The organism is Corynebacterium sp. Marseille-P8863 (assembly GCF_946902955.1).
Lineage (GTDB): Bacteria > Actinomycetota > Actinomycetes > Mycobacteriales > Mycobacteriaceae > Corynebacterium > Corynebacterium gottingense.
This window is the reverse complement of the sequence record NZ_CAMPQC010000005.1, coordinates 123672-148688: the sequence shown is the minus strand read 5'-3', so window position 1 is coordinate 148688 and position 25017 is coordinate 123672. Positions and strand designations below refer to the sequence as shown.

The 25017-nt window shown below is 64.5% G+C and carries 25 protein-coding genes; 10 read left to right on the top strand and 15 right to left on the bottom strand.

Translation table 11 applies throughout. The annotated features are described in order from the left end of the window. Positions 1 to 13 precede the first annotated feature (13 nt). From OVO38_RS05585 to OVO38_RS05575, 3 genes are read left to right on the top strand one after another with little or no spacing between them, the layout of a single operon-like run. Positions 14 to 607: a biotin transporter BioY gene (locus OVO38_RS05585; RefSeq protein ID WP_267207957.1), complete on the top strand. Its 594-nt coding sequence runs from the start codon at positions 14 to 16 to the stop codon at positions 605 to 607. Next, complete coding sequence (locus tag OVO38_RS05580) at positions 607 to 1296, top strand: energy-coupling factor ABC transporter ATP-binding protein (protein ID WP_267207956.1); 690 nt, start codon at positions 607 to 609, stop codon at positions 1294 to 1296. Before OVO38_RS05585 ends, OVO38_RS05580 begins: the two co-directional genes overlap by 1 nt. Further along, on the top strand, positions 1296 to 1907 hold the full coding sequence (locus OVO38_RS05575) for an energy-coupling factor transporter transmembrane component T family protein (RefSeq protein ID WP_186439377.1): 612 nt from the start codon (positions 1296 to 1298) through the stop codon (positions 1905 to 1907). The genes OVO38_RS05580 and OVO38_RS05575 overlap by 1 nt, the downstream gene beginning before the upstream one ends. A 56-nt stretch (positions 1908 to 1963) precedes the next feature. Here the strand turns inward: OVO38_RS05575 and OVO38_RS05570 are convergent, their stop codons facing one another. The 4 genes from OVO38_RS05570 to pgsA form a co-directional block, all read right to left on the bottom strand. Beyond that, on the bottom strand, positions 1964 to 2821 hold the full coding sequence (locus tag OVO38_RS05570) for a PspA/IM30 family protein (protein WP_267207955.1): 858 nt from the start codon (positions 2819 to 2821) through the stop codon (positions 1964 to 1966). A 70-nt stretch (positions 2822 to 2891) separates the two neighbouring features. Continuing rightward, entirely contained in the window at positions 2892 to 3272 is a 381-nt protein-coding gene (locus tag OVO38_RS05565) for a helix-turn-helix domain-containing protein (RefSeq protein WP_095547147.1), read from the bottom strand. An 8-nt stretch (positions 3273 to 3280) separates the two neighbouring features. After that, positions 3281 to 3775: a CinA family protein gene (locus tag OVO38_RS05560; RefSeq protein ID WP_267207954.1), complete on the bottom strand. Its 495-nt coding sequence runs from the start codon at positions 3773 to 3775 to the stop codon at positions 3281 to 3283. Continuing rightward, positions 3765 to 4304: a CDP-diacylglycerol--glycerol-3-phosphate 3-phosphatidyltransferase gene (gene pgsA / locus OVO38_RS05555; RefSeq protein WP_267207953.1), complete on the bottom strand. Its 540-nt coding sequence runs from the start codon at positions 4302 to 4304 to the stop codon at positions 3765 to 3767. Before pgsA ends, OVO38_RS05560 begins: the two co-directional genes overlap by 11 nt. 46 nt (positions 4305 to 4350) lie before the next feature. On the opposite strand from pgsA, the gene OVO38_RS05550 reads away from it, so the two are divergent. Further along, positions 4351 to 4644, top strand: coding sequence for a YciI family protein (locus OVO38_RS05550; RefSeq protein ID WP_267207952.1), 294 nt, complete (start codon positions 4351 to 4353; stop codon positions 4642 to 4644). Positions 4645 to 4676: 32 nt separating this feature from the next. On the opposite strand, the gene OVO38_RS05545 is transcribed toward OVO38_RS05550, so the two are convergent. The 9 genes from OVO38_RS05545 to dapB form a co-directional block, all read right to left on the bottom strand. Continuing rightward, the gene (locus OVO38_RS05545; RefSeq protein WP_095554280.1) at positions 4677 to 5849 is read right to left on the bottom strand and encodes a TerC family protein; all 1173 of its coding nucleotides are present in this window, start codon (positions 5847 to 5849) and stop codon (positions 4677 to 4679) included. 184 nt (positions 5850 to 6033) lie between these two features. Next, complete coding sequence (locus tag OVO38_RS05540) at positions 6034 to 6636, bottom strand: DJ-1/PfpI family protein (protein ID WP_267207951.1); 603 nt, start codon at positions 6634 to 6636, stop codon at positions 6034 to 6036. After that, a complete protein-coding gene (locus tag OVO38_RS05535; protein ID WP_416358574.1) occupies positions 6637 to 9879 on the bottom strand; it encodes a DNA translocase FtsK in 3243 nt (1080 codons plus the stop codon). 220 nt (positions 9880 to 10099) lie between these two features. Continuing rightward, positions 10100 to 10732 (bottom strand): TIGR03085 family metal-binding protein, encoded by a 633-nt coding sequence (locus tag OVO38_RS05530; RefSeq protein WP_095536844.1) that lies wholly within the window; start codon positions 10730 to 10732, stop codon positions 10100 to 10102. Between the two features lie 21 nt (positions 10733 to 10753). Continuing rightward, entirely contained in the window at positions 10754 to 11197 is a 444-nt protein-coding gene (locus tag OVO38_RS05525) for a hypothetical protein (RefSeq protein ID WP_095554283.1), read from the bottom strand. 93 nt (positions 11198 to 11290) lie between these two features. After that, positions 11291 to 13366, bottom strand: coding sequence for a ribonuclease J (locus OVO38_RS05520; protein WP_323746824.1), 2076 nt, complete (start codon positions 13364 to 13366; stop codon positions 11291 to 11293). A 2-nt stretch (positions 13367 to 13368) separates the two neighbouring features. Beyond that, on the bottom strand, positions 13369 to 14277 hold the full coding sequence (gene dapA, locus OVO38_RS05515; protein ID WP_095536845.1) for a 4-hydroxy-tetrahydrodipicolinate synthase: 909 nt from the start codon (positions 14275 to 14277) through the stop codon (positions 13369 to 13371). A gap of 63 nt (positions 14278 to 14340) precedes the next feature. Then, on the bottom strand, positions 14341 to 15093 hold the full coding sequence (gene thyX, locus OVO38_RS05510; RefSeq protein WP_267207949.1) for an FAD-dependent thymidylate synthase: 753 nt from the start codon (positions 15091 to 15093) through the stop codon (positions 14341 to 14343). Between the two features lie 4 nt (positions 15094 to 15097). Further along, positions 15098 to 15853 (bottom strand): 4-hydroxy-tetrahydrodipicolinate reductase, encoded by a 756-nt coding sequence (gene dapB / locus OVO38_RS05505; protein ID WP_095545855.1) that lies wholly within the window; start codon positions 15851 to 15853, stop codon positions 15098 to 15100. Between the two features lie 309 nt (positions 15854 to 16162). On the opposite strand from dapB, the gene OVO38_RS05500 reads away from it, so the two are divergent. The 4 genes from OVO38_RS05500 (at position 16163) to OVO38_RS05485 (ending at position 19618) form a co-directional block, all read left to right on the top strand. Then, positions 16163 to 16879, top strand: coding sequence for a hypothetical protein (locus OVO38_RS05500; RefSeq protein ID WP_267207948.1), 717 nt, complete (start codon positions 16163 to 16165; stop codon positions 16877 to 16879). A 39-nt stretch (positions 16880 to 16918) separates the two neighbouring features. Continuing rightward, a complete protein-coding gene (locus OVO38_RS05495) occupies positions 16919 to 17656 on the top strand; it encodes a hypothetical protein (RefSeq protein ID WP_267207947.1) in 738 nt (245 codons plus the stop codon). 223 nt (positions 17657 to 17879) lie between these two features. Continuing rightward, positions 17880 to 18668, top strand: a complete 789-nt coding sequence (locus OVO38_RS05490) for an NAD(P)-binding protein (protein WP_267207946.1) — start codon at positions 17880 to 17882, stop codon at positions 18666 to 18668. A 20-nt stretch (positions 18669 to 18688) separates the two neighbouring features. Next, a complete protein-coding gene (locus OVO38_RS05485; RefSeq protein WP_095534775.1) occupies positions 18689 to 19618 on the top strand; it encodes an oxygenase MpaB family protein in 930 nt (309 codons plus the stop codon). Positions 19619 to 19893: 275 nt separating this feature from the next. On the opposite strand, the gene OVO38_RS05480 is transcribed toward OVO38_RS05485, so the two are convergent. Beyond that, positions 19894 to 21291 (bottom strand): DUF6114 domain-containing protein, encoded by a 1398-nt coding sequence (locus OVO38_RS05480; protein WP_267207945.1) that lies wholly within the window; start codon positions 21289 to 21291, stop codon positions 19894 to 19896. Beyond that, positions 21272 to 21859 (bottom strand): DUF6230 family protein, encoded by a 588-nt coding sequence (locus OVO38_RS05475; RefSeq protein WP_095277348.1) that lies wholly within the window; start codon positions 21857 to 21859, stop codon positions 21272 to 21274. The genes OVO38_RS05480 and OVO38_RS05475 overlap by 20 nt, the downstream gene beginning before the upstream one ends. A gap of 427 nt (positions 21860 to 22286) precedes the next feature. Here OVO38_RS05475 and OVO38_RS05470 point away from each other — a divergent pair, with 427 nt between their 5' ends. Further along, entirely contained in the window at positions 22287 to 23327 is a 1041-nt protein-coding gene (locus tag OVO38_RS05470) for an oxygenase MpaB family protein (protein WP_267207944.1), read from the top strand. A gap of 21 nt (positions 23328 to 23348) precedes the next feature. Continuing rightward, positions 23349 to 24932 (top strand): succinic semialdehyde dehydrogenase, encoded by a 1584-nt coding sequence (locus tag OVO38_RS05465; protein ID WP_267207943.1) that lies wholly within the window; start codon positions 23349 to 23351, stop codon positions 24930 to 24932. The last annotated feature ends 85 nt before the right edge of the window (positions 24933 to 25017 follow it).

Sequence of the window (25017 nt, the reverse complement as noted above, 5' to 3'; positions counted from 1 at the left end):
TAAGGTTTCACCCATGAGTACACACACCACCCCGGCAGCCACTGCGGGGTCCAAGCCCGGTATCACCGCCGTCGACATTGCCTACATCGCCGTCTTCGCGGCCATCTTCTGGATCCTCGGTTTTGTCTCCATTCCCGTCGGCACCGCAGGCGTGCCGATCGTCCTGCAAAACGCCGTCGCAATCCTCACCGGCCTGGTCCTCGGCGCTCGCCGCGGCACCGCCTCCGTCGTCCTCATCCTGCTCATCGGGCTCGCGTTCCCGGTCCTCGCGGGTGGTCGCACCACCCTCTACGCCCTCGGATCCCCCACGGCGGGATACCTCGTCGGTTACATTATCTCCGCGGCCGTCGCCGGGGCGATCGCCTACTCCGCGCTCCGCTCATCCAAAGCCGGACGAGTCATCCTCTTCCTCGTCGCCGGCTACCTCGGGCTCGCCCTGCAGTACCTCTTCGGCGTCTTCGGACTCATGCTCCGCGCCGACCTTTCCTTCGGTGCCGCATGGCTCGCCCAGGTCCCCTTCCTGCCCGCCGATGCCGCGAAGATCGCCGTCATGGTCATCATCGCGCTCGCCGTCCACGCCGCATTCCCCGACATGCGCCGCCGCTAATGCCCACCATCGAATTCCGCGGCGCCGCCGTCTCCTACGACGGCCGCACAGTGCTCGCGCCCCTCAACCTCACGCTCACGGAACGCCGCATCGGCATCATTGGCTCCAACGGATCCGGCAAATCCACTACCGTCCGCCTCATCAACGGCCTTATCACGCCGTCCGAGGGGCAGGTGCTTTTCGACGCCATGTCGCCCTCCACCGACGGCAAAGCCATTCGCAAACGCGTCGGCTTTGTGTTCTCCGACGCGGAGTCGCAGATCGTCATGCCTCGTGTGCGCGACGACGTCGCATTTTCCCTTCGCCGCTTCAAACTTCCCCGGCAGGAAGTGCGCGACCGCGTCGACGCAGCACTCGAGCGATTCGGGCTGAGCGACAAGGCTGAGGCGTCCCCGCACACACTCTCCGGCGGCGAAAAGCAGCTTCTCGCACTGGCATCGGTCTTGGTAATCCGCCCGGAGACGATCATCGCCGACGAGCCAACGACCCTCCTGGACCTGCGGAACCGACGCCGCATCATCAGGGAGCTCGACGCGCTGGACCAGCAGCTGATCGTCGTCACCCACGACCTGGACATGCTGCGCGGCTTCGACCGAGTCATCTGCATCAATGACGGCGAGCTGGCGTACGACGGGAACCCCGACGAAGCGATCGCTTTCTACACCGAGCTCATGGAGCAGACATCGTGATCCGTACGCTCCCCCTCGGCGTCTACGTCCCCGGCGACTCGGTGCTGCACCGCGCGCATCCGACGGCGAAGTTCGTCGCGCTGCTGGTCTTCATCATCGCCGTCACCTTGCTCCCCACGCGCCCGTGGCACGCACTCGCCGCGCTCGGGCTTGTGGTCGCCCTCTACGCCGTGGCGGCCATCCCGCCGCGCATTGCAGCGGAGCAGGCGCTGCCAGTGCTCCCCCTGTTGGCGTTCCTCTCCGCGTTTCTCTGGTGGCAAAACGGTCTCGCCTCAGCTGCCGCCACGTTCTTCGGGCTCTTGTCCACAATCGCCGCAGCGAATCTACTCACGCTCACCACCACGGTGGAGGCGCTTTTAGACGCGCTTGATCGCAACCTTGCGCCACTCCAGCGCTTCGGAGTCCCCGTAAACACAATCAGCCTCGCCATCGCGTTGACGATCAGGCTCGTCCCGCTCATGCTGGCTACAGCCAATGAGGTCCTGGAAGCGCGCAAGGCGCGTGGGCTCGGGCTCTCCGTCACCGCGTTTGGCATTCCTCTGGTGATTCGTGCCGTCTTGCGAGCGCGCATGATCGGAGAAGCACTGATGGCCCGCGGCGCGGTAGATTAACCGCGCCCGGGCCATCAATGGGGACGTTTGCGCCACGCTCTCGCGCCGGCGCCCCCTTAGCTCTCGCCGCGAAGCTCACGCATGCGCTGCGCGACAGCGTCGTCGCTGACGTTCGCGCCGTTACCGGCTGCACCCTGCGCGTTGCCGGCTGCGCCCTGCGCGTTCTGCTCGATGGCAGGCTTGGAGCCGGAAGACAGTTCGCCGGACATCTCCGCGCGGATCTGCTCGAGGCGGCCGTGACCCGCCATCTGGATGCCGGCGCGCTCGACCTCGGCCATACGGCCCTGGACGGAGTTCTCTGCCAGCTCGGCGGAGCCGAGTGCCTTTGCGTAGCGGCGCTCGATCTTGTCGCGCACCTGATCCAGGTTCGGTCCGGAGGCGGTGATGGAGTTCATGGACTGCATGGTCTCCGAGACCTTCTCCTGCATCTTCGCCTGCTCCAGCTGGCTGAGCAGCTTGGAGCGCTCTGCCACCTGCTGTTGCAGGTGCGCAGCGTTGCGCTCAACCGCCTGCTTGGCCTGGGTGGCCTGCTGCAGCGCCTGGTCGTGCAGCTGCTTCGTTTCCTCGATGCTCTGCTCCGCGGTGACCAGCTGCGCGGCGAAGGCCTCGGCCGCATTCTCGTACTCCTGGGCCTTCTGGGTGTCTCCACCCTCGCGGGCCTTGTCCGCCAGCTGCAGTGCCTGCTTGGTGTTCGCCTGCAGCTTCTCCACCTCTTCCAGGCGGCGGTTCAGCTGCATCTCGATCTGGCGCTGGTTACCAATCACCGCCGCAGCCTGCTGCGACAGCGCCTGGTGCTGGCGCTGTGCCTCACCGATGGCCTGCTCGATCTGCACCTTCGGATCGGCGTTCTCCTCGATCTTGTTGTCAAAGAGCGCCATGAGGTAGTTCCAGAACTTCGCAAACGGGTTAGCCATAATACTTCAAGAACCTTTCGTTACCTGTCAGTCACACTAATAATCCAACACTCTAGTGTGCTGGGCCGAGTTATGCTTCCGCTGCGGCCGGTGAAGTTGTTGCCAATTCCTCCTGAATGGAGTGCAGCGACATGTTCGCCACAACCTCCATCAGCAGCTCCGCCACCGACGTGTCCAGCGCGGTGCAGATGGCCGCGAGCAACTCAGAAGAGACTTCCTTGCGGCCGCGCTCCAGCTCCGAGAGGTAGCCAGAGGACACACGCGCCTGCTTTGCCAGCTCGCGCAGCGTCACGCCCTTATCGGCGCGGTAGGCGCGCAGCGACATGCCGAGGGCCTCGCGCAGCAGCGGCTCGCGCTCCTGCACCTCCGGGGCGAGGGAGCGCCCAGCCGCGCCGTCGAGCACGGCGGGCCGGATCATCGGTGATTCATGTACGAGAGTTGTAGTTGCCATCACGAGTACTAACGGTCCTCCCCTTGTGTTTGTTCCCGGACTTCGTTGTACAGGGCCGACAGCGCCGCGCCCACTGCCGCCTCGCGGATTTCCTGGCGTGAACCGCGAAGCGGCTCGGTGCCACCCGCGGCCAGGGCGAAGCTCCGTCGCGGACCCGCGATGCCGACCCACACCTCGCCAACCGGGTGCCCGTCCTGCGGGTCGGGTCCGGCAACGCCAGTCAGCGCGACGCCGTAGTCCGAACCACAGACTCGGCGCGCGCCTTCGGCCATGGCGCGCGCCGTAACGGGGCTAACGGGGCCGTTCGCTTCCAGCACCGCGTGCGGTACCCCAGCCAGCGACTCCTTCAGGTCCGTCGCGTAGGTGACCAGGCCGCCCCGCAACACTGCGGAAGCGCCCGGCACCTGCGCCACGGTCGCGGCCGCGAGGCCTGCGGTGAGGGATTCACAGAAGGCGAGGGTGGCGGGGGCGTCGATAAGCAATGCGACGAGCTCACGCTCCATTGTTGGCCTTTCGCGCGTCCACGAGGTACTGCACGCCCGTGACCACGGTAACCACGACGGCGATGAGCATGACCGTAAGCGTCGGGATGTCCATCCATCCGGGCAGCGGGCACAGGTACATGCCCACGCCGACGGTCTGCAGCACCGTCTTGAGCTTGCCGCCCTTGGAAGCTGGAACGACGTGGCCCTTGCGCAGCATCCACATGCGCCAGAACGTGATGCCAAGCTCGCGGACGATGATGACCACCGTGATCCAGACGGGCAAGGAGCTCGCGATGTTGAGCGTCACCAGCGCAGTGATCATCAGCGCCTTGTCCGCGATCGGGTCCGCGATCTTGCCAAAGTCGGTGACAATATTGCGCGCGCGGGCGATGTCACCGTCGAGCTTGTCCGTGATCATGAGCGCCACGAACAGGCAAAAGGCCCACCACCAATGTTGCGTGAGCACAAGCCACGCGAACACGGGGATAAACAGAATTCGCAGCGACGTCAGAGCGTTCGGCAGATTCCAATTGGACTGAGTCTTCACAAAAACCAGCCTACCTACCCATTCGCCGTGGCCTAGACTGCCACCCATGAAGTATTTTGCGTTTACCTATACCTACGGCGAGGACACGGCGCTTGTCGACGCCACCCGCCCCGCCCACCGCGAATTCATCGCCAGCCAGCTGTCGCTGGGGCGGATCGTCGGCTCCGGCCCGTACGCGGGCGGCGAGCAGACACTCATCATCCTGCAGCTGCCGGACACCGCCACGGTCGCGGACGCCGAGGAAATTATGGACGCGGACCCCTACACCGAGAAGTCCGCGCTCGCGTCCCGCGAGGTCCACGAGTGGAACCCGGTGAGCAATATCTTCGCCGAGAAGTAAGCCGGCGTTTCCGCCCGGGACGCCCCTCGTCCCTACTTCTTACCGCCGCGGGCGACGTGCAGGTGATCCGTCTCCCGCGAACCCGTGGCAGTGTGATCTCCCTTGCCGGAGGTAGCCGGATCATCGACCCACTCGACGTGGTGACCGTGCTTGTCCACCTTGCGGCGGTTGCCATGGTCGTCATAGTCGATGTGGTAGCTCATCTCGTTCGGATCCACCTTGCCGGCCTTCACGTCGGCCCGATCCTTGAGGATTGAAGCCACCGCAGTGACCACGAGCACGCCCACAATCACCACCAGCGAGGTGACGGTGCCAACCTCCGGTACTGAGAGGCCCTCGCCCCCGTTAATGAACGGCAAGTTGTTCTCGTGCAGTGCATGCAGGAGCAGCTTTGCACCGATGAAGCCCAGGATGATCGCGAGCCCGTACGGCAGGTACACGAGCTTGTCCAGCAGGCCATTGAGCAAGAAGTACAGCTGACGCAGGCCCAGCAGCGCGAAGGCGTTCGCGGTGAAGACCAGGAACGACTCCTGAGTGATACCGAAGATAGCCGGAATGGAGTCGAACGCGAACATCACGTCGATAAAACCGATGGACAGCAGCGCCACAAACAGTGGGGTCACTGCCTTCTTCCCCGCCTCAGTCTTCGACACGAGTCGGTCGCCGTGATACGACTTGGTCACCGGAATGACCTTACGCAGCGTCTTCACCACCAACATGTCATTCGGGTCTTCGTCGGGCTGGTCTGTCGCCTCGTCGTAGACGAGTTTGATCGCCGTATAAATCAGGAAAGCTGCGAACAGGTAGAACACATCCGACCAGGCCTCGATGATCACCGCGCCCAGCAGGATGAACAGGAGGCGGAAGACCAGCGCCATGACGATGCCGATCAGCAGCACCTTTTGCTGGTACGCCCGAGGGATTTTAAACGCGCCCATAATCAAGGCGAACACGAACAGGTTATCCACCGACAGTGAAAGCTCGGTGATGTAGCCCGTGAAGAACTGCACGCCGTGCTCGGCGTCCCAGAGCCACCAAACGATGCCGCCAAAGATTGCGGCCATCGTCATGTAGAAGGCGGCCCAACCTCCGGACTCTTTCATCGTGGGCTCGTGCGCATTTCGCACATGCGAGACGAAGTCAAAGACGAAGAAGCCGAGAATCACCGCTGAGGTGATGAGCCAGATATACAGGGGCACATGCATAGACATATCCTCCGGTCAGAGTTCGAACAAAGATGACCGGAGGTCTCCCCCACCCAGCGCGGGGCGGCCCAGACCGGGGCAATCGCTTACCGACGCTTCCGTGTTGACGGTCCAGGCGCTTACGGGGTACTCCCCTCCAAGCTCGTCCAACAATACACCACCCTGTGCGCCGCGCGAGTCACGGCTACACAGCGAACGGGTCCTCGTCAGCGTCAAGGTTCAGGCGGAGCTCGATAGCGGAAGCAACCTCGCGCGCCACATCCACTCCACACTCGGCTGCGACGAATGCCGCCGCCATATCCGTCCCGGCCGACACTCCAGAAGACGTCCATCGGTCGCGGTCATGCACCCACCGGGCAGATTTGCGCCAGTCGATTTCGTGCCCGAAGCCAGTGGCCCATGTAAATGCCCGCTTGTTACTGGTTGCCTTATATCCCTCAAGGAGTCCCGCTGCGGCGAGCAAGGCCGAGCCCGTACACACCGACATGAGGACACTCGCGCCGTTCGCCATCGAGGTGAGACTTCGAAGAAATTCTTCGTCACGGGCAAGCGTTCGCGTCCCGAGCCCTCCGGGGATAAAGAGCACGTCGCCGCTTTTCTGCGCGTAGGAGCCATCGACCTCGAATCGCACGCCCTGGGACGCGCCCACCGGTCTCCCATCTGGTGAGAGTAGCTCGGTGTCCCACCCTTCAACCTTGGACAGAATCTCCAACGGCCCGGCCACGTCGAGGAGCTCGAACTCCTCGAAAAGGACGATCGAGAATCTCCTTGAGCTACGGTGTGACATCTAGAACGCGCCGCCAGTCGGGTTGTAGGTCGCCTCCACCGTGCGGGTGTCGTCGCCCGATGCGTCTGGGGCGTCGCTTGGCGACGGCGCGTCGTCGTCAAGCGACTGCTCCTTGGGTGCCTCCGCGGGGTCCGCGCCCTTGATCATCCAAATGATGGTCTCCAGCTCCTCGGGCTTGACCAACACTTCGCGGGCCTTCGAGCCCTCGGACGGGCCAACGACGCCGCGGGACTCCATGAGGTCCATGAGGCGGCCCGCCTTGGCAAAGCCGATGCGCAGCTTGCGCTGCAGCATCGACGTCGAGCCGAGCTGGGAGGTGACAACCAGCTCGACGGCCTCGAGCAGGTCGTCGAGGTCCTTTCCAATGTCGTCGTCGATGACCTTCTTCTCTGCCTGCTTCTCCTCGGTGACACCCTCGACGTAGTCGGGCTCGTCCTGGGACTTCGCGGCGTCGACCACTGCCTGAATTTCCTCGTCGGTGACGAAGGCGCCCTGCATGCGTTGCGGCTTGCCGGCACCCTGCGGGATAAACAGGCCGTCGCCCATACCGATGAGCTTCTCGGCGCCGCCCTGGTCCAGGATGACGCGTGAGTCAGTCAACGAGGAGGTGGCGAACGCGAGGCGCGAAGGCACGTTGGTCTTGATCAGACCGGTGACGACGTCCACGGAGGGGCGCTGCGTCGCGAGCACCAGGTGGATGCCGGCTGCACGCGCCTTCTGCGTGATGCGCACGATCGACTCCTCGATCTCCTTGGGCGCGGTCATCATCAGGTCGGCGAGCTCGTCGACCACGCACACGATGAACGGGTACGGGCGCATCTCGCGCTCCGAGCCGGGCGGTGCCTGGATGTCGCCGCTGCGGACCTTCCGGTTGAAGTCCTTGATGTGGCGCACGCGCGCCTGCTTCATGTCCAGGTAGCGCTGCTCCATCTCCTCGACCAGCCACTGGAGCGCCGCCGCGGCCTTCTTCGGCTGCGTAATGATCGGGGTGATCAGGTGCGGGATGCCCTCGTACGGAGTCAGCTCGACCATCTTGGGATCCACGAGGATCAGGCGGACGTCCTCCGGGGTCGCGCGGGTGAGCAGCGACACCAGCATCGAGTTGACGAAGGCGGACTTACCGGAACCGGTCGAGCCGGCCACCAGCAGGTGCGGCATCTTCTGCACCGAGGACGCGATGAAGTCGCCCTCGATGTCCTTGCCCAGGCCGATAAGCATCGGGTCCTCGTCGGTGGCCACCTTCGGCGCGTCGAGCACGTCGCGCAGTCGGACCATCTCGCGGTCGCGGTTCGGTACTTCGATGCCCACGGCGGACTTGCCCGGGATCGGGGTCAGCAGGCGTACGTTGTCCGTCGCTACCGCGTACGCCAGGTTGGACTGCAGGTTGGTGATCTTGGAGACTTTCACGCCTGGGCCGAGCTCGACCTCGTAGCGCGTCACCGTCGGGCCGCGCGAAAATCCGGTGACCTGGGCGTTGACCTTGAACTCCTCGAAGACGTCCGTAATCGCCTCGATCATGCGGTCATTCGCCTCGGTCCGCGTCTTCGGAGCGCTGCCCTGGATAAGCAAGTCCGTCGATGGCAGCGCGTAGTCCGAGTTGCGCTGAATCTTGCGCGCGCGCTGCTGCGCCGGGTCGACGCTCGCGGCCTCCACCTCGGACTTCGGGGTCGAGGCCGGAACTGCGGACGCGTCGACACCGGAGCGAGCGACGATCGCCTTGCGCACGGCTTCGCGGGAGTTGCTCACTGCGTCACCGGCTGCCTCAGCGGCGGCACCCGCCGCGGAAGCGCCCGCGCCAGCAGCAGCGCCCGCCGCCGCAGTGGAACCTGCGGCCCCTGCAGCCTTCGCCGCGCCTGCGGCCCCGGCTGCAGCGCCCGCAACGCCGCCCGCGGCTTCCGCGGTGCGCTTCAGGACCTTGGTCTCCCCGTCGTCACTGTGTTTGCGTGCGCGGGTGGTGCCGCGCTTCGAAGACGCCGGGGAAGGATCGTCGTGCACCTCGGGCTCGGCAGGAGCGTCGAAGGCCTCCGCGACCGGTTCGCCGAAGTCGTCCACCCGCTGTCGGTCGAACGCCTCGGTCGGATCGGAGTGCTGCTCGTCCGTCGGGTAGTTGTCCATCGGCGTGCGGCGGCGCGGGCGGGTTCGGCGCAGACGCTCTCGGCGCGCCTCCTCGCGGTCGGACCGGTCAGCGCGGTCAGATCGGGCGGGGCGTTCCCGTCGCTGCGCGGGCCGACGGTTGTAGCGGCGCTCGCGTCCTTCGGCGATGTCGTCCAGGTCCCGTTCGACGTGGCCGTACAAATCGTCGTCCAAGCCGTCAGCGTCCTCATCGTCAACGTCGTCATCGCTTGGGTTTCTGGTGGCGTCGAAAAGCTCGGAAATGCGCGCGACGACGTAGTCGTACGCCTGGCGCACGGTAATACCGGTGGTTTTCAGCGCGCCGTACACGATCACGAGTGCGAGGAGCGGGATCGCAACGTACGAGGAGAAGCCCTTGGCCAGGAGACCGCCCGTGTATGCGCCGATGACGCCGCCGGCGATGCGGCGCGTCTCCCAGTCAGCGGGGTTGCCGGCGAAGACGTGGACGAGTCCGAGCATGGCAACCGCGATAATGCCCAGGCCCAGCGAGACCCGGTTTCGGACATCCCGCGGCGTGCGCACATTGAGCATCAACGCGATGGCGATCCCGACGAGGAGGACCGGCAGGATGAGCGCGCCAGCGCCGATTACCCAGTGGGTTACTGTGGCGATGAGCTCGCCAATCGGACCGGCGATGTCCAACCACACCGATGCACCGATGACCGCAGCAAGGCCGATAAGGAGTAGCCCCCACGCATCCGCGTGCTCAGCAATGCTGTCGCGACCGCGCCGCGGAAGCCCCTTGCCGTCGTCTCCGAGTTCGGCCTGCTCACCGCGATCGTCATAATCGTCGTAGTCGTTGTGGTCGGCGTAGTCGTTATGGTCGTCGCCGCGGCGGGCGGATCGCTTTGCGCTCCTCGTACGGGTGCGTTGTTGCACGTGCTCCTCTTCATCATCAAACGGGTCAAAGCTGTCGTCGAGTTCTTCGTCGGTGGCGTAGCGACCACTGCGACTTCCGCGGCCATCACGGCCACCGCTGACGCGACGGGACAGGCCCCCGAACACGCCCCTCACCCCGCGCGCCGCAGAGCTTGCTGCCGCGCCGATGGAGCGACCGACCACGCTGGTGGCCGAGCCGACGCGCTCGTCGGCAGTTTCCGCGGCCACCATTGATGATGTCGGCGGGTGCGTCAGCGACACGGGGCCATTGCGCCGCGTCGACGACCCGCTCGAGCGGGGACGCGTTGAGCGTGGTGCGGAATTTTTGACAGACATGGCTGTCACTCTAATACCTCGAGTCACATACTTCCCATAGGCAACTCGGGGTGGCGCGGAAAAACCTCGCCACATCGAGGGGAGCCACTCCCCCATTGGCCCCTTAAGAAACCGACTATCCGACGGACATCTCGTAGCCCTCGAGCAGTTCCTCGTTGTCCACCCGCACCTTTGCCACTGCGGCACGGCCGACGACCCACAGCAGTAGCTCGCTCGGGTCACCGAAGACGCGGACGACACGATCGCCCTGGTCCGAGACACCGGACTTGTCGCCCAGCGTGACGGGCGGCAGGTGCTCCGGCGTGAGAATCACCGGGACCGGCGCCTTGCGCAGCGTCACCTTGCCGTAGCTGGTCGCGGACTTGAGCAGGCGCTCCTGCGCGGCGGCGCTGAGCTCCCTCGGTTGCACATCGGTGCCCTGCGCGCGGCGGACGTCCTCGTGGTGGACAAAGTTTTCGCCCGTGTTCAGCGGCGCAAAAAGGGGCGCGGCGAATTTGCTCGGACCGGCGAGCCAATCCTGAATGTTGTCCTCGTACGGACGGTTCCGAGCCTTGTCCATCTCCTTGCCCAGCCTCTTGGCCAACGGCGAGAAGAAGTTGCCAAGCCCCCACGGAAGGCGGTGCTCACGCACGTACAGGTGCGCAGCAAGGTCGCGGGTGGTCCAGCCATCGAGCAGCGTCGGGGCGTCGGGACCCAACTGCAAAAGGAGGGCGCCAAGGTTTTCACGTTCACGAGAAGCTAAAGACATGGTGCCCACCCTAGCGTTCTTTTAGCTCGCAGAACTAGAGAGCCGGTGCTCGAGGCTGGCGAACGTCTGAATGATGGGAGTAAACGGTGCGATCTTGGCGTCAGCGGTAACGAGTTTGCCGCCCGTGGCCCAGCCCAAGTCGGTCACCTGCTGGCCGTCGACGTAGCAGGTACCCACACCACCTTTGAAGTTCATGGAGCACAGCATCTGGTCCGCATCAAAGTCACCGATGACGCGCACTCCCCGGACCTCGCTGTTGCGGAAATTCGGGTCTCCGAACTTGATCACGTCGTACATCCTCCAGGCCGAGCCATACCCCGGCTCGTGCGGCACCTCGGTGCCCTCGGGCAGCGGGTGTCCGCCGGTCCAGTCCGTGTCGACGTCAGCGTCATCGGCGTGGGCAGCGGGCGCGAGCAGAATTGTGGCGGCGATCATTGCGGCGGTGGTCTTTGTGAAGGTCGTCATAGACCATTTTTATACACACCTGTCAGGAACGCCGCAACCCCCTCGGTCCGAACTTGTAGGCCGAGGGGGTTGGCGTCGCTAAGCGAATTGCGGCTACAGCGATTCGCGGGTGAGCTCGATGTCGTCGTCCTCAACCGGCAGGTTATCTGCGGCCATCGGCACAACGGTCGGCAGAATGACCGGCTCGCGCTTGTACTTCTGCTCAATCGCGCGGGAGACCTTGCGACGCAGCTGCTGCACCATGCGGTACGGGTCGTTCTCGCCCTCTGCAGCGAGGTCGCCCATCACGCCCTCGACGCGCTCGACGAGCTTCTTATTGAAGTCGCGGTCGTCGTCGGAGAAACCGGTGGTGGACACGCGCGGGGCCTCCAGCAGCTGACCGGTGCGGTCATCGATCACGCAGGTGATGGACACAACGCCGCCGGATGCGAGCGAGCTGCGGTCTGCCAGCACGTCCGGGTCGACGTCGCCCATGGTCTCGCCGTCAACGTAGAGCTGACCGACCTGGTACTGGCCGACCACCTTGATCTTGCCAGCGTGCATGTCCACCACCACGCCGTTCTGCGCCAGCGCGGTGTGCTCCGGGCGGACACCGGTGGAGATCGCGAGCTCCTTGTTTGCGCGCATGTGGCGCCACTCGCCGTGTACCGGCATCGCGTTCTTCGGACGCGCCGCATTGTAGAGCTGCAGGAGCTCACCGGCGTAGCCGTGACCGGACGCGTGGACGTGCGCCTCGCTGTTGGTGATCACCTTCGCGCCAATCTGCGCAAGGTTGTTGATCACGGCAAAGACGGCTTCCTCGTTGCCCGGGATCAGAGAGGAAGACAGGATGATCGTGTCTCCGTCGCGGACCGTGATCTGGCGGTGCTCGCGGCGCGACATGCGCGACAGCGCAGCCATCGGTTCGCCCTGCGTGCCGGTGGTGATGAGCACCGTCTTGTGCGGCGCCATCTTGGCGGCCTCTTCGATCGGGATGATGGTCCCCTTCGGGGCCTTGAGCAGGCTCATCTTCTCCGCGATCTCCATGTTGCGCAGCATGGAGCGGCCGTTAAACGCGACCTTGCGGTTGTTCGCCACAGCGGCATTGACCGCCATCTGCACGCGCGACACGTTGGACGCGAAGGACGCGATGACCACGCGCTGCTTCGCCTGTGCAACGAGGCGGGTCAGGGTGTCCTCAATGCCGGCCTCCGAAGCGGAGATACCCGGGATCGTTGCGTTGGTGGAGTCACAGAGGAAGAGGTCCACGCCTTCGTCGCCAAGCCTCGACAGCGCGGGGATGTCGGTGGGCTTGCCGTCGTACGGGGTCTGATCCACCTTGACGTCGCCGGTCATGACGACGTGGCCGGCGCCGGTCTTGATGGACACGCCCAGGCACTCCGGGATGGAGTGGCCGACGTGCCAGAAACGCAGGCGGAACTGGCCGAGGGTCACCTCGGAGTCCTTGTTCACCTCGTGCAGCTTCGGGCGCTGGCGGTGCTCCTTCGTCTTCGCGGCGATGAGCGCGTTGGTAAAGCGCGAGGAGTAGATCGGGATGTCCGGGCGCAGCTTGAGCAGCCACGGGATGGCGCCGATGTGGTCCTCGTGCCCGTGCGTGACCACGAGACCCTCGACCTTGTCCAGCTTGTTTTCGATGGGGCCGAAGTCCGGCAGGACCAGGTCCACACCCGGCTCGCCGGAATTGGGGAAGAGCACGCCACAGTCCACGATGAGCAGCTTGCCGTTGTACTCAAAGACCGTCATGTTGCGGCCGATCTCAGAAATGCCGCCAAGCGCGTAGATGCGCAGCGTGTCCTTCGCCGGCTTCGGCGGGGCGGGCAGGCGCTTCGTCAGGTCTGCGCCCTGCATGGACTTCACCGGGTTGCGGCGGCCACCGCCACCGCCGCCACCACGGCCGCGACGGCGCCTGCCGCGGCCGTTGCCGCCACGGCCGTTGCCCTGGTTGCCATTGCCGTTGCCATTGCCGCCGTTCTTGGCGTGGCCACCGTCGCGACCACCGCCGTTCTTGCCGTTGCCGCTTCCGTGGTCGGCGTCGTTGTGACCGTCGCCGTGGGACTCGTTGTTGGGGGTCTGCTGGGACGGCGCCTTGAACGCGGGCTGCTGCTCAGCAGGCTCCGGCGGGCCCGCCTTGCGGGTCACCTTGCGGGAGCGATTACGGGGTTCGTTCATACTTAGAGAACTCCAGCCTTTTCCATATCTTCACGGAGCGCCTCAAGCTGCGCCGGGGTTGCATCAACCACCGGCAGGCGCGGCGCCCCTACGTTGATGCCCTGCAGTCGCAGGGCTGCCTTTGCAAATGTTGCACCGCCGAGCGCTGCTTGCTGTCGAGCAAGCACGGTCAGGGTGTTGGCGTTGATTTCCCGCGCGCGGGCGAGGTCGCCTTCCTCGAAGCTTGTCACCATGTCACGCATTGCCTGCGGAGCCGCGTGCGCCACGACGGAGATCATTCCGGTCGCGCCAACGGACAGCCAGGGCAGGTTGAGCGGGTCGTCCCCGGAGTACCAGGCCAGGCCTGTGCTCTGAATGAGCGGGGCGGCCTCAAAGAAGTTGCCTTTCGCGTCCTTTACCGCCTGCACTGTCTCGAGTTCAGCCAGCTCAGCAATGGTCTCCCCAGCAATGGGGATTCCGGAGCGGCCGGGAATGTCGTACAGGCAGATCGGCAGGTCGGTCGCTTTGGCCACGGCGGTGAAGTGGGCCTTTACGCCTGCTTGGGAGGGCTTGGAGTAGTACGGGGTGACTACCAGCAGTGCGTCCGCCCCGGCATCGCGCGAGGCCTGCGCCAGCGCGATCGAGGTTTTCGTGTTGTTTGTGCCGGCTCCCGCAATCAGCGTTGCGGAGTCACCCACCTCTTCCTTGACCGCCTTGAGCAGGGCCAGCTTTTCCTCCACCGTGGTGGTCGGGGATTCGCCGGTTGTGCCTGCGAGGACAAGCGAGTCGATTCCATGATCTACAAGGTGGGCTGCCAACTTTCGGCCTGCATCGCAGTCAAGTTCTCCGTTGGAATCGAACGGCGTGACCATTGCGACGCAGACGGTGCCAAAGACTTCTGCACCGAGGTTAGCTTTCATAGATGTGCCCATGAGCACACAGACTACCCTCTTCGTCACCGCAAGTGCTTATCGACGCCCTCTGCAACCCCGCCCCTACCGCACGTAGGGGCTGGTAGCCATCCGCGTGCCGTCGGCAAGCTCGCTGATCAAAAAGTCACTGAATAACACTGGTGCCTGACCGCGCAGCAGCTGCAGGCACTCGACGGCGAGCGTGCGGATCTCCACGTCCGCGTGCTCGGACGCCCGTGAGGCGATGAACCCGCGCCACGCGCGGTAGTTTCCGGTGACGACGAACCTGGTTTCGGTCGCGTTGGGCAGGATCGCGCGCGCGGCTTGGCGGGCCTTCTTCTTGCGCAGCAACGCGTTCGGCTCCGAGGCCATGTTTTCTTCCAGGGCCTGCAGCAGCTCGTCGTATACAAAGCGTGAGTCGTCCACCGCGCGCAGGAACATGCGCGAAAGTTCCTCGTCGTCCGCGATGATGTCGGGGACGACAACCTCGTTGTCGTCGCTATGCACGAATCGCTGCGACAGCTGGGAGAAGGAAAAGTGCCGGTGACGGAGCAGCTCGTTGCCCGCCGCGCGTGACAGGCCGCGGATGTACAGGGTCGCGGTGGCGTGTTCGAGCAGCGCGTCGTGCCCGACGTCCAGGATGTGGTGCAGGTAGGCGTCGTTCGCCGCCGTGTGCGGGTTGGGACGGTCAAAGGACTCGTAGCAGGCCCGGCCCGCAAACTCCACGAGCGATTCCGCGTCTGTGGCCGTGGGGTCGGCCTCCCACGCCACGCCCTCGGGGGCGCGGAACTGGGAGGCAGCGATGAGCTGGACATCCAAGTGCGAGGAAACGGCCATGTCACTACAGCCCCAGGTAGTCGTCCAGACCGATGGTCAGACCGGGACGGTCTGCGACGCCACGCACGCCGGTAAGCACGCCAGGCACGAAGGATTCGCGCCCGTAGGAGTCCTGGCGGATGGTCAGCGACTGATCGGTCGTGCCGAAAATGACTTCCTCGTGCGCGACCATACCCTGCATGCGCACCGCGTGGACCTTCACACCATCGACGTCGGCGCCGCGGGCACCATCGAGCTGCTGCTCGGTGGCGTCCGGCATGGCGCCCAGACCGGCGTCGCGGCGGGCGTCAGCAATGCCCTGCGCCGTCTTCAGCGCAGTGCCGGAGGGCGCGTCGAGTTTGTTCGGGTGGTGCAGCTCGACGACCTCGGCCGAATCGAAGAACCGGGCCGCCTGGCGAGCGAACGCCATGGTCAGCACCGCGGAAATTGCAAAGTTGGGCGCAACGAGCACGCCCACCCCGGGGTTGTCGGCGCACCAAGCGCGCACCTGCTCGTACCGGGCGTCATCAAAGCCGGTCGTGCCCACCACGCAGTGGATGCCGTGATTGATGCAGTACTCAAGGTTATCCATCACGGACGCTGGCGTGGTGAAGTCCACGATGATCTCCGCGCCGCGCTCGGCGAGAACCTCGAGCGAGTCGCCGCTGCCGACCTCTGCAACCAGCTCCAGGTCCTCGGCCTTGTTCACGCCGGCCACCACAGCGGTACCCACGCGCCCCTTCGCTCCGAGCACTCCGACCTTGATCACCTTGTCCGCCATGCTGGCCTCCTCGTTTCCGCTTGCATTGTTCCCTCGCAACTCTAGCCCGCGCGGCCAAGCCCGGGCACACTGGCGGGTATGCGTATTTCAGTCCTTGCTCGCTGTGTTCAGGACCAGCAGCGCGCGCTCGAGTTCTACCGCGACGGCCTGCCCTTTACCCAGTTCAGCGCGGATGACGTCGCCACCGACAGACGAGGTCAAGGCCGCAGTGTTCGACGACCAAAACGGCCATTACATCCAGCTCATCGAGGGCGCGTAGCATTTCGCTTCTCGACGCCCACACCCTCCCCTTCCCCATATACTGGCACCATGCAACAGTCACGTCAGCACCACGCGCCCCATGTCTCCCACGCCGCCGCAGTCGCCAGCGCCGCCCTCGCCTGCACTCTCGCGCTGACCGCCTGCTCGCCGGAGTCATCCGATGAGGCTCCCACCCCCTCGAGCGCAGCCACTCCGACGTCTGCGGCAGAGGTTGCTTCCAGCGAACGCCCGGAGGGGGACGTGGGGGCGTCGGTAAGCACGGTGCCTAAGACGCAGCCTGAAACTCGGGCTGAGACTCCGGCGCAGAAGCTGTCCGCGGCGAGCGATGGCGGGCAGTTCAGCACGGAGCAAGTCCGGGTCACGCAGCCGCAGCCGGCTGACCTACAACTGCAGGATGTGCGCGCGGGCTCCCACGGCGATATTGACCGCGTCGTCTTTGAGTACGCGGGGACGGGCTTGCCAAGCTACGTGGCGGGGTACGTCGATACGCCGCGGCAACAGGCCTCTGGGAACGTGATGGAGGTGCCGGGCGCGGCGCACCTCGAAGTGAATGTGCAGGGTACGGCCGGGGATATGATGCGCACCGACGCGCCGATCACGGCGATGGGCAGTAAGGGCGTCGCGGCGGGCAACATCGCGGACGTGTACCTGGGTTCGATCTTTGAGGCCGACTCCCAGTTCTTTATCGGGCTGGACAGCCAGCGCGGGTACAAGATCTACACGCTTGAGAACCCGACGCGCGTCGTGGTCGATATTGCCCGGTAAGCGGGGCGGGGGCGCTACAGGAAGCAAATACTGGCAGTTATGTCATCGTTTCCTATCATTCGCCTGCCTACACGCTCGGCACGCGGAACCGTCGCGAGCATTGCCGCGACTTCCCTCCTACTCGCCGGTTGCGCCAACGAGGGCGACAGCGGCTCGGAGACCGCTACCATCCAATCGACGACACAGGTCACGGGGGACTCGGATGCGCAGACCCACGATCCCGACGCGAGTGTGGTGGCTACAACCGGCAGGCCCGGCGACAAGGTAGCGCTTACGCCGCTGACCAAAGTGCTGGTCACACCGTCAGCGGTGGCACCGGTGCACCAGCCCGCCCAGGCGGCCGGCGGAGACATTCCGGGAAGTGGGTACTGGAACCCGGGCATGCCCGAGGTCCTCCTCCGTGACGTTCGAGCGGCAGAGCATGAGGGGTTCGACCGGCTGGTCTTTGAGTTTTCGGGGAACCCGGAGGTTGTCGAGAGAGCTATGACGTATAAAGATGCCCCGGACCAGCAAGGCACCGGAGACATTGAACCCGTCAAGGGAAATGCGTTCCTTCCAGTTGCGCTGCGACGGGTGGCAGTGGTTGATACACCCGAGGGGCGCCAGTTTGTTGGTCACGGCAGTTTAGGCGTGGCAGCCGGCAACATTCTTGATGCATTCAACTCTGTGGGCACGGAAGGCGATTCGCTCTTCTACGTGGGTCTGGACTCCGAGCGCGACTTCACGTTCCAAATGCTTGAGAACCCGACGCGCGTAGTGCTCGACTTTCCCAAGTAGGCACACCTCCCCCTTCATCCGCGGGCACCCCTCCATCGGGTGCCCGCTTTTGCATGTGCACTGTTGGTAGTCGGGCGAGGGGAGGTCGCCCGAGTTATCTGCAACACACTTTTTCTTGCGAGAGAGCACTATTACCCCGTATCGTTCTGTATGATCTAGAACAATTCCATGAATCGATCTTCTCGTTGGCGCATACGTCGCCAGCTGTGAAAGGCACCCAACAATGTTTGATCCCTACAGACGCCCCACAGTGGCCGTCATCGGCGCCGGCCCTGCTGGCGCTACCGCTGCCGCAGAATGCGCATTCTCCGGCTTTGACACCGCCCTCTTTGACAAGCGCGAAGCAATCGGCGGCCACCTGGCGGCACCCGATGCGGAACCTGTATCCAAGCGTCTCCACTACCGCACGCCGTACCTCAAGGTGACCAAGGTGGACGGTTCTGCTGCTGCCGCCGCGCGCCACCTCGCCGCGGCAGTGCAGGCGGGCTGCGCGGAATTCCGCCCGCACACCACGGTCACCGGTGCTGCGTTTGATGAAGGCGAAGGCCAGTGGGAGGTGACCTTCATCGATGCACAAGGCGGCGAGCACACTGAGCGCTTTGACATTCTCGTCCGCGCCACCGGCGAGGCATCGCCGTGGATCGCAGTCCCCGGCCGCCCAAACATCTCGGTCGATGACCTCTACCTGCACCACGGCGTGGAAGTTGTCGGTCTGCCGAACGCGCTGTTTGTCGACGGCCCATACCCCACCGATTCAAGCCTCAAGCGTCACCCCTTGGCCGTGTTCGAAGCACGTGGCGACTACGCCCGCCGCTACGCCCGACAGCTAGAAATCCGCGGGCCCGGTGCGCTGACCGTCAAGCGCGACAAGTGGCTCGTGCAACCCGGCGCCGTCCGCGGCATTCGCTCGAAGCTATCCGAGTTCGATGCGACCGTCCATCAGTTCAAGCGCGCCTCTCACTATGCCGACGACGCCCGCCGAACCGCCCGAGCCACCGCAGCGGCACACTAATCAAGCCCGAAGGAGACACCATGACTACCGTCCACCCGTCGACGAAGAACGAGTCCGCTGCCGACGCGGGGCTCAACGCAGCGCAGGAAGCGGCTCAGGGCCACGTCGCCGAGCCGCAACCCGGCCTGCCCGAGCTCGGCCCGGATTCCATCCTTTGGGACCGTTTTGGCGACTGGCGCTCCGCATTCGTCGCCCTGGCCGCAGGCGTGCTGCAGATCGCGCACCGGGACATCAGCCGTTCCCTAGTCCAGCAATCCAACGTGTTTGATAACGAGGTCGCACGCCTAGTTCGCTCCGCATTCCCAATCATCCGCGCAGTGTACGAAGGGCCCGAGGTTGGATCAATGATCCGCGACTTCCACAAGGACATTAAGGGCACCCATCCGGATGGCTCGCGCTACCACTCGCTGAACCCGGAGGTCTACTACTGGGCGCACGCGACGTTTGCCGCGATGCCGTACCAGCTTGCCGGCAACTTCATGCCGGATATGACCAAGGCGGAGAAGGATCAGCTCTTCCAGGAGTGTCGAACCTGGTACAGCTTCTACGGCGTCGCCGAACCCGAAAGCGCACCGAAGACGTACGACGAGTATGTCGAATACATGGACCGCATGATCGACGAGCTCGGCCCCAGTGAGACGATCGAGCGCTCCCGCATCATCAATGGTCTGACGCTCGACACACCGGACCCATCGGTGCCGAAATGGGCGTGGAAGCCGGTCGCCCCCTTCGCCTCCAAGCTCCTCCTCTGGGTGGCTATCGGCATGATCCCCGACAAGCTTCGTGACAAGCTCGGCTGGGAGTGGACCAAGAAGGATGCCCGTCGCCTCAAGCTGCTTTCTACGGGCACACGCGCTGTATTCTCAGTCCTCCCGCGCAAGGCGCGCATGGTACCGATCGCATCCCGCGCGTACGAGAAAGCCGAAGCCGAAGGTGGCTTCCGCTACTAACCGCTGCCACCGCAACGAGAGTGCGCCAGGTTTCTTCCCGAGACCTGGCGCTTTCTTTATGCACAGCGACTGGACGCGAGCATTATCGCTATGTATCCGTGTGGTGGCTCAAAGTATGGCCGAAATTCCGCACACGCGGAAAAGCCGTCCCCGGACCTCCCGACCTCGTGTACTCCGTGCGATCAAAAATTCCGCACGGGCGGAAAAGCCGGGCCCGAAAAATTCCGCACAGGCGGAAAATTCAGAGCCCAGTCAAAACTCTCTGCTCGCCCAATCTACGGAACTGTCAGGCGAACCGACGGCGCATTAAACCCTTGTCCGTAGAGCGTCACCATCTGCATGGTCACGTTGTTCAGCGAGATCTCATTCATCAACATGTCGGGCACTTCTACATTGGGAACGGGACGCTTCTCGGGTACACCGAGCTGATCGAGGACCGAGTTGATGTCACCGCTGAGGTCGACCGTCACGGGGATGGTCGGGAGATCACGCACAGCGGGCGTCGCAGTCAAGCCTGTAGCCACGACTTTCACCGGCCCATTCGTTACGGTCGTATCAACGTTTCCCGTGGTCAGGTTCCCGCCGCCCATGCCGGGAATCTTAAGACCCAGATTGTGCCCGACCAGCCGATCGCCGCTCAGCACCAGCGCTCGTTGCTGCTGTCCTCCCACGTTGACGTAGTCCAGCGTCGCGTGCACATTGCCAGTCAGCGTGACCTTGTCCGCAGTGACAGTACTCGGCGCCGCAGCCGGGGCCAGCCCCGAGGGAATAGCGCTCGCGCCTATCGACGCCCCCTCGCCCACCCCCGGAGCCGCCGGGGCCGCAGGGGCCGAACTCTCCGGGGCGGGCTGCGCCGGCGCCGGCAGACCGGGAACGTCGGGGACCGACGGCGCTGGCAACTCCGGAATCTCCGGCAACTGGAGTTCCGGGGCCGGAAGCTTTGGCAGCTCCACCTGCGGGAGCTGCGGTGCTGCGGGAGCCGCCGGTTCCTGTGCAGACACGACCCCAGTGTCGCCGAGCAGCAGTGCGAGGACCGCGCTCGCAGCAGCGACGGCCACGACCGAGTTCAGCGTGGAACCTCCACTCCACTTCGAGCTTCCCCCGCGCTGTTCGGTCTCGGATTCCTCGGGTTCGGACTCATCGAAGGCGTCCTCGGCGAACGGATCGAAGTCCTCCGGCTGCTCCGGTGCGTCGGCAGCCGACGCACGTTTCGTGTGCTTCCCTTTGCGCTTCTTCGCACTCTTCTCGCCCGGCTCCCAGCCCAGCGCAAGGGCGCCGCCGACAATGCCAAACAGCGCGCCCACAACGAAGCCGCCCAGGTTCGAGGTCGGCAGGGAGATCACCGACACGATGATGGCTAGCACACCCAGATACACCGCGGTGGCAGGCTGCAACCAGCATCCGAGGCCAAACATGAACATCAGCACGCCGATGAGCAAGGTGGACACACCGGAGACGGTGGAGATCATCACCAGGATGTCGGAGACCTCAACCGTGATGTATGCCGGTGCCGCGATGACGAATCCGGAAATCATCATGAGCAGGCCCGGAATGAACGGACGGTTCTTCCGCCACTGGTTGAAGCGGTGTGCCGGGCCCGGTGTGTCGTGAGTGGCGGTGTCGTGGGCGTCGATAAGCGTGTGCTCCTCGTCGTTACTTGAGACCGCAGGCATTGTCACTCCCCTTCACCACGGTCACACCAACGCCTGACGCGGAGAGGTACTCGGCGCCGATGGACGTAGTGGTGATGTCGTCGGCGCTGAGCGAGACCTTGTTGGAGTGCAGGCCCCAGGTTCCAGGCGCGGCCTGCGCGTTGACCTGCTGGGCGTCGATGCCCACACTTGCGTCGGTGAGCTGGAGTGCGCCCTTGATGTCGTTCGCGCCCACAACGAGGTTGCGAACCTCGACGCTGTTGTCGCCGTTGGCGCGAAGCGCGAGCGTGCCCTCGCCGACCATCGGAAGGTCCGGCAGCGTGGCGGAAAGGCACAGGTTGGAAGCGTACGCGTGGCCAAACTTCAGGCGCGCGACCGGGATGGTGTCGTCCTCTTTCATCGGCTCGCTATCCACAAACAGCGAGAAGTCCTCGCCATCCAGGTGCGTCATGCTGACCTTGAAGAAGGTGCCCGAAAGCGCCAGGTTTGCGGTCAGGCCTCCCTGCGCGACAGCGACGCCAGTGGCCCCGAACGCCAAGAGACCGGTAGTCAGCGCGACCGCGGTCTTCTTCCAGTTGAATTTCCCCATGGGGGCAACCTTTCATCGTTGTGCAACCGTTTTGACCAATGCACCCTCGAGTGATGCGGGAAGTGCTGAGGTTGAGCCTGAGACTTCCGCCAAAACGACACGCTCTTGTATGAGTTGCCACACATTATCACGGCTGCGGTGGCCCAGACCAAACCGAATCCCATGACGTCCGCCACATACAACCAAAGTTGAAAATACCGGACACCCCCACAGTCACACCGCGAACCGTTACCCGCACATGAGGTAGGCACCCACACCAGATCCCCGCCACCACAGCCACAGAACGCCCACGTTTCAACCGGCGCCTCTACACAGCCAAATCCTTAGGGCCCAAAAATAATGTGACCCCCACCCAGTCAACCGCGATCGTGTGCTACCGTTCACATATCAACCGAGATGTCTACAAGCACATGAAATGAGGCAACTGATGTCCACGCCAGTTTCCGCCAACTCCTCCAAGGGCGGTAAGCGCGAGCTCCGCCGCTCCCCACTCGGCCCGGACTCGCTCCTGTGGAAGTGGGGTTCTGACCAGCGCATCCAGCTCCTGCGCGGGTACACCGGCGTCATGCAGAACATGCACCCAGCCATCGGCCAGTCGCTGCTGGACCACTCCAAGTTTTTCGACGAGCCGTTCGCCCGTCTGGAGCGCTCCACCCCGCAGATCATCATGTCCATCTACGATGACGGCGACCTGGGCAAGCAGATCCGCGACTACCACACCACCATCAAGGGCACCCTGCGCAACGGCGAGCGCTACCACTCCATGAACCCCGAAACCTTCTGGTGGGCGCACGCTACGTTTGTCTACCGCGTCATCTACGCCCAGGAGCTCTTCGGCACCCCCTTCACCCACGAGGAGAAGGACCAGATCGTTCGCGAGGGCGTGACCTGGTGGGACCACTACGGCATGTCTGAGCGCCCGGTCATCGACAACTACGATGACCTCGTGGCATACATGGACGAGATGGCCGACACCGTCCTCGAGCGCAACGAAACCGTCGACTTCGCTCTGCGCACCGCCCGCGACGAGATGATCGCCCCGCCGGACGGCGTCTCCCCGAAGGTGTGGAAAGTCATTTGGAAGCCGATCATGCGCAGCGTCATCTGGCTCACTTACGGCACCATCCCCGCCAAGGAGCGCGCCATCCTCGAGCTCGACTGGTCCGCAAAGGATCAAAAGCGCTTCGACCGCATTGCCAAACTGGTGAAGAAGGTCTTTGACATCCTCCCGGAGGACAAGCGCTACATGGAGCCGGGCCGGTCCCAGATGATCAAGCACGGCATGATCTCCGGCGAGTACAAGGAGCCGAAGAACATCCGCCCATACCAGGGCAACGGCGACGAGGACCCGGAAGCAGAGCTCAAGGCCGCAGACGGCATCACCGTGTCCGCACACAAGCAGCGCAGCTCGCTTGACGACGATGCCGACGCCGTCGCCGCCCGCCGCGCAGCCGGCTGCCCGTTCTAACCAGGAGTGAGCGCAAACTTCATGCCAATTCATCGTTTGAAGGAACAGCCGCTCCCGGAACATTTCCTGGAAATGCTGCTCAACTTGACCACCAACCGCGCGACGGGCTCGCTCGACGCCAGCGAGCGCCAAGATGTCACGTCCCCCTTCGTCGACCAGCCCATCGGCTGGGTCGGAGCCGGCACCGCCGCGGACGTAGATGAAGCGTTCCGCCGCGCCCGCACCGCCCAACGGGAGTGGGCCGCGCGCGACATCGCAGACCGGGTCGCTGTGCTCGAGCGCTTCCACGACCTGGTGTACCGCGAGCGGGAGCTGCTCGCGGACATCGTCCAGCTTGAGACCGGCAAGGACCGTACCGCCGCGTTCGACGAAGTCCTCGACGTCATGAACAACGCCCGCTACTACGCCAACACTGCGGAGCGCCTGCTCACCACGTCAAGCCGGGCGGGCGCGTTCCCCCTGATTACCAAGACGGCCGAGCAGCGCGTGCCAAAAGGCGTCGTCGGCCAAATCAGCCCGTGGAACTACCCGCTCGCGCTCGGCGTCTCAGACGCGGTGGCCGCCCTCATCGCCGGCAACGGCGTCGTGGCAAAGCCGGACTGGCAGACCCCGTTCTCCAACCTCATCTCGCTCCACCTGCTCATCCAGGCGGGCCTGCCGCGCGACCTCTTCCAGATCGTCACCGGCTCCGGCGAAGTGGTCGGCGGCGCGATCGCCGCGCAGTGCGACTACCTCATGTTCACCGGCTCCACCAAGACCGGCAAGCTGCTGGGCAGGACGGTCGGCGAGCGGCTCGTCGGGTTCTCGGCAGAGCTCGGGGGCAAGAATCCGATGCTGATAGCCCCGGACGCTGACGTCGATAAGCATATTGACACGATCGCCACCGCCTGCTTCTCCAACTCCGGCCAACTCTGCGTGTCCATCGAGCGCATCTACGTGCCCGACGCGCTCTTCGACCGCTTCATCGCCGCATTCCGGCGCGCCGCGGAGTCCATCACCCTGGGCAAGGGACTGAACTGGGATTACGAGATGGGCTCGCTCATCAACCAGGCCCAGCTCGACCGCGTGCAAGCATTCGTGGACGATGCGTTGGCCAAAGGCGCAACCGTAGTGACCGGTGGCAAGGCGCGCCCGGACATCGGTCCCTTCCACTTCGAACCAACCATCCTCACCGGCCTCGGCGAGGGCACCGACCTGGCCACCCAGGAAGTCTTCGGCCCGGTCGTATACGTCCAGCGCGTGCGCGATATGGACGAGGCCGTCAAGCTGTCCAACGCAACCTCCTACGGCCTGAACGCCGCCGTCTTCGGCGCGCCGAAGACGGCGTGGGCCCTCGCCCAACGCATCGAGTCCGGCAGCGTGACCATCAACGACGGTTACGCCTCCACCTGGGCCTCCATCTCCACCCCGCTCGGCGGTGTGAAAGAATCCGGCCTAGCCCGCCGCCACGGCCCCGAGGGCCTGACCAAGTACACGGAACCGAAGAACATCTCCCAGCAGCGAATCATGCCGATGCGCGGCCCCGCGCAGCTCCCCCGCCGCTACTACGGCACACTGCTCACCACAGCGCTCAACCTGGGCAAGAAGCTACGGTTCCTCCCCTAGCGTTCGCATTCCGCTTATCGACGCAAAAATGCCTCCCCACCAGCGCGCAGCCGGTTCGGGGAGGCGTTTGCCGTCGCGGGGTCGA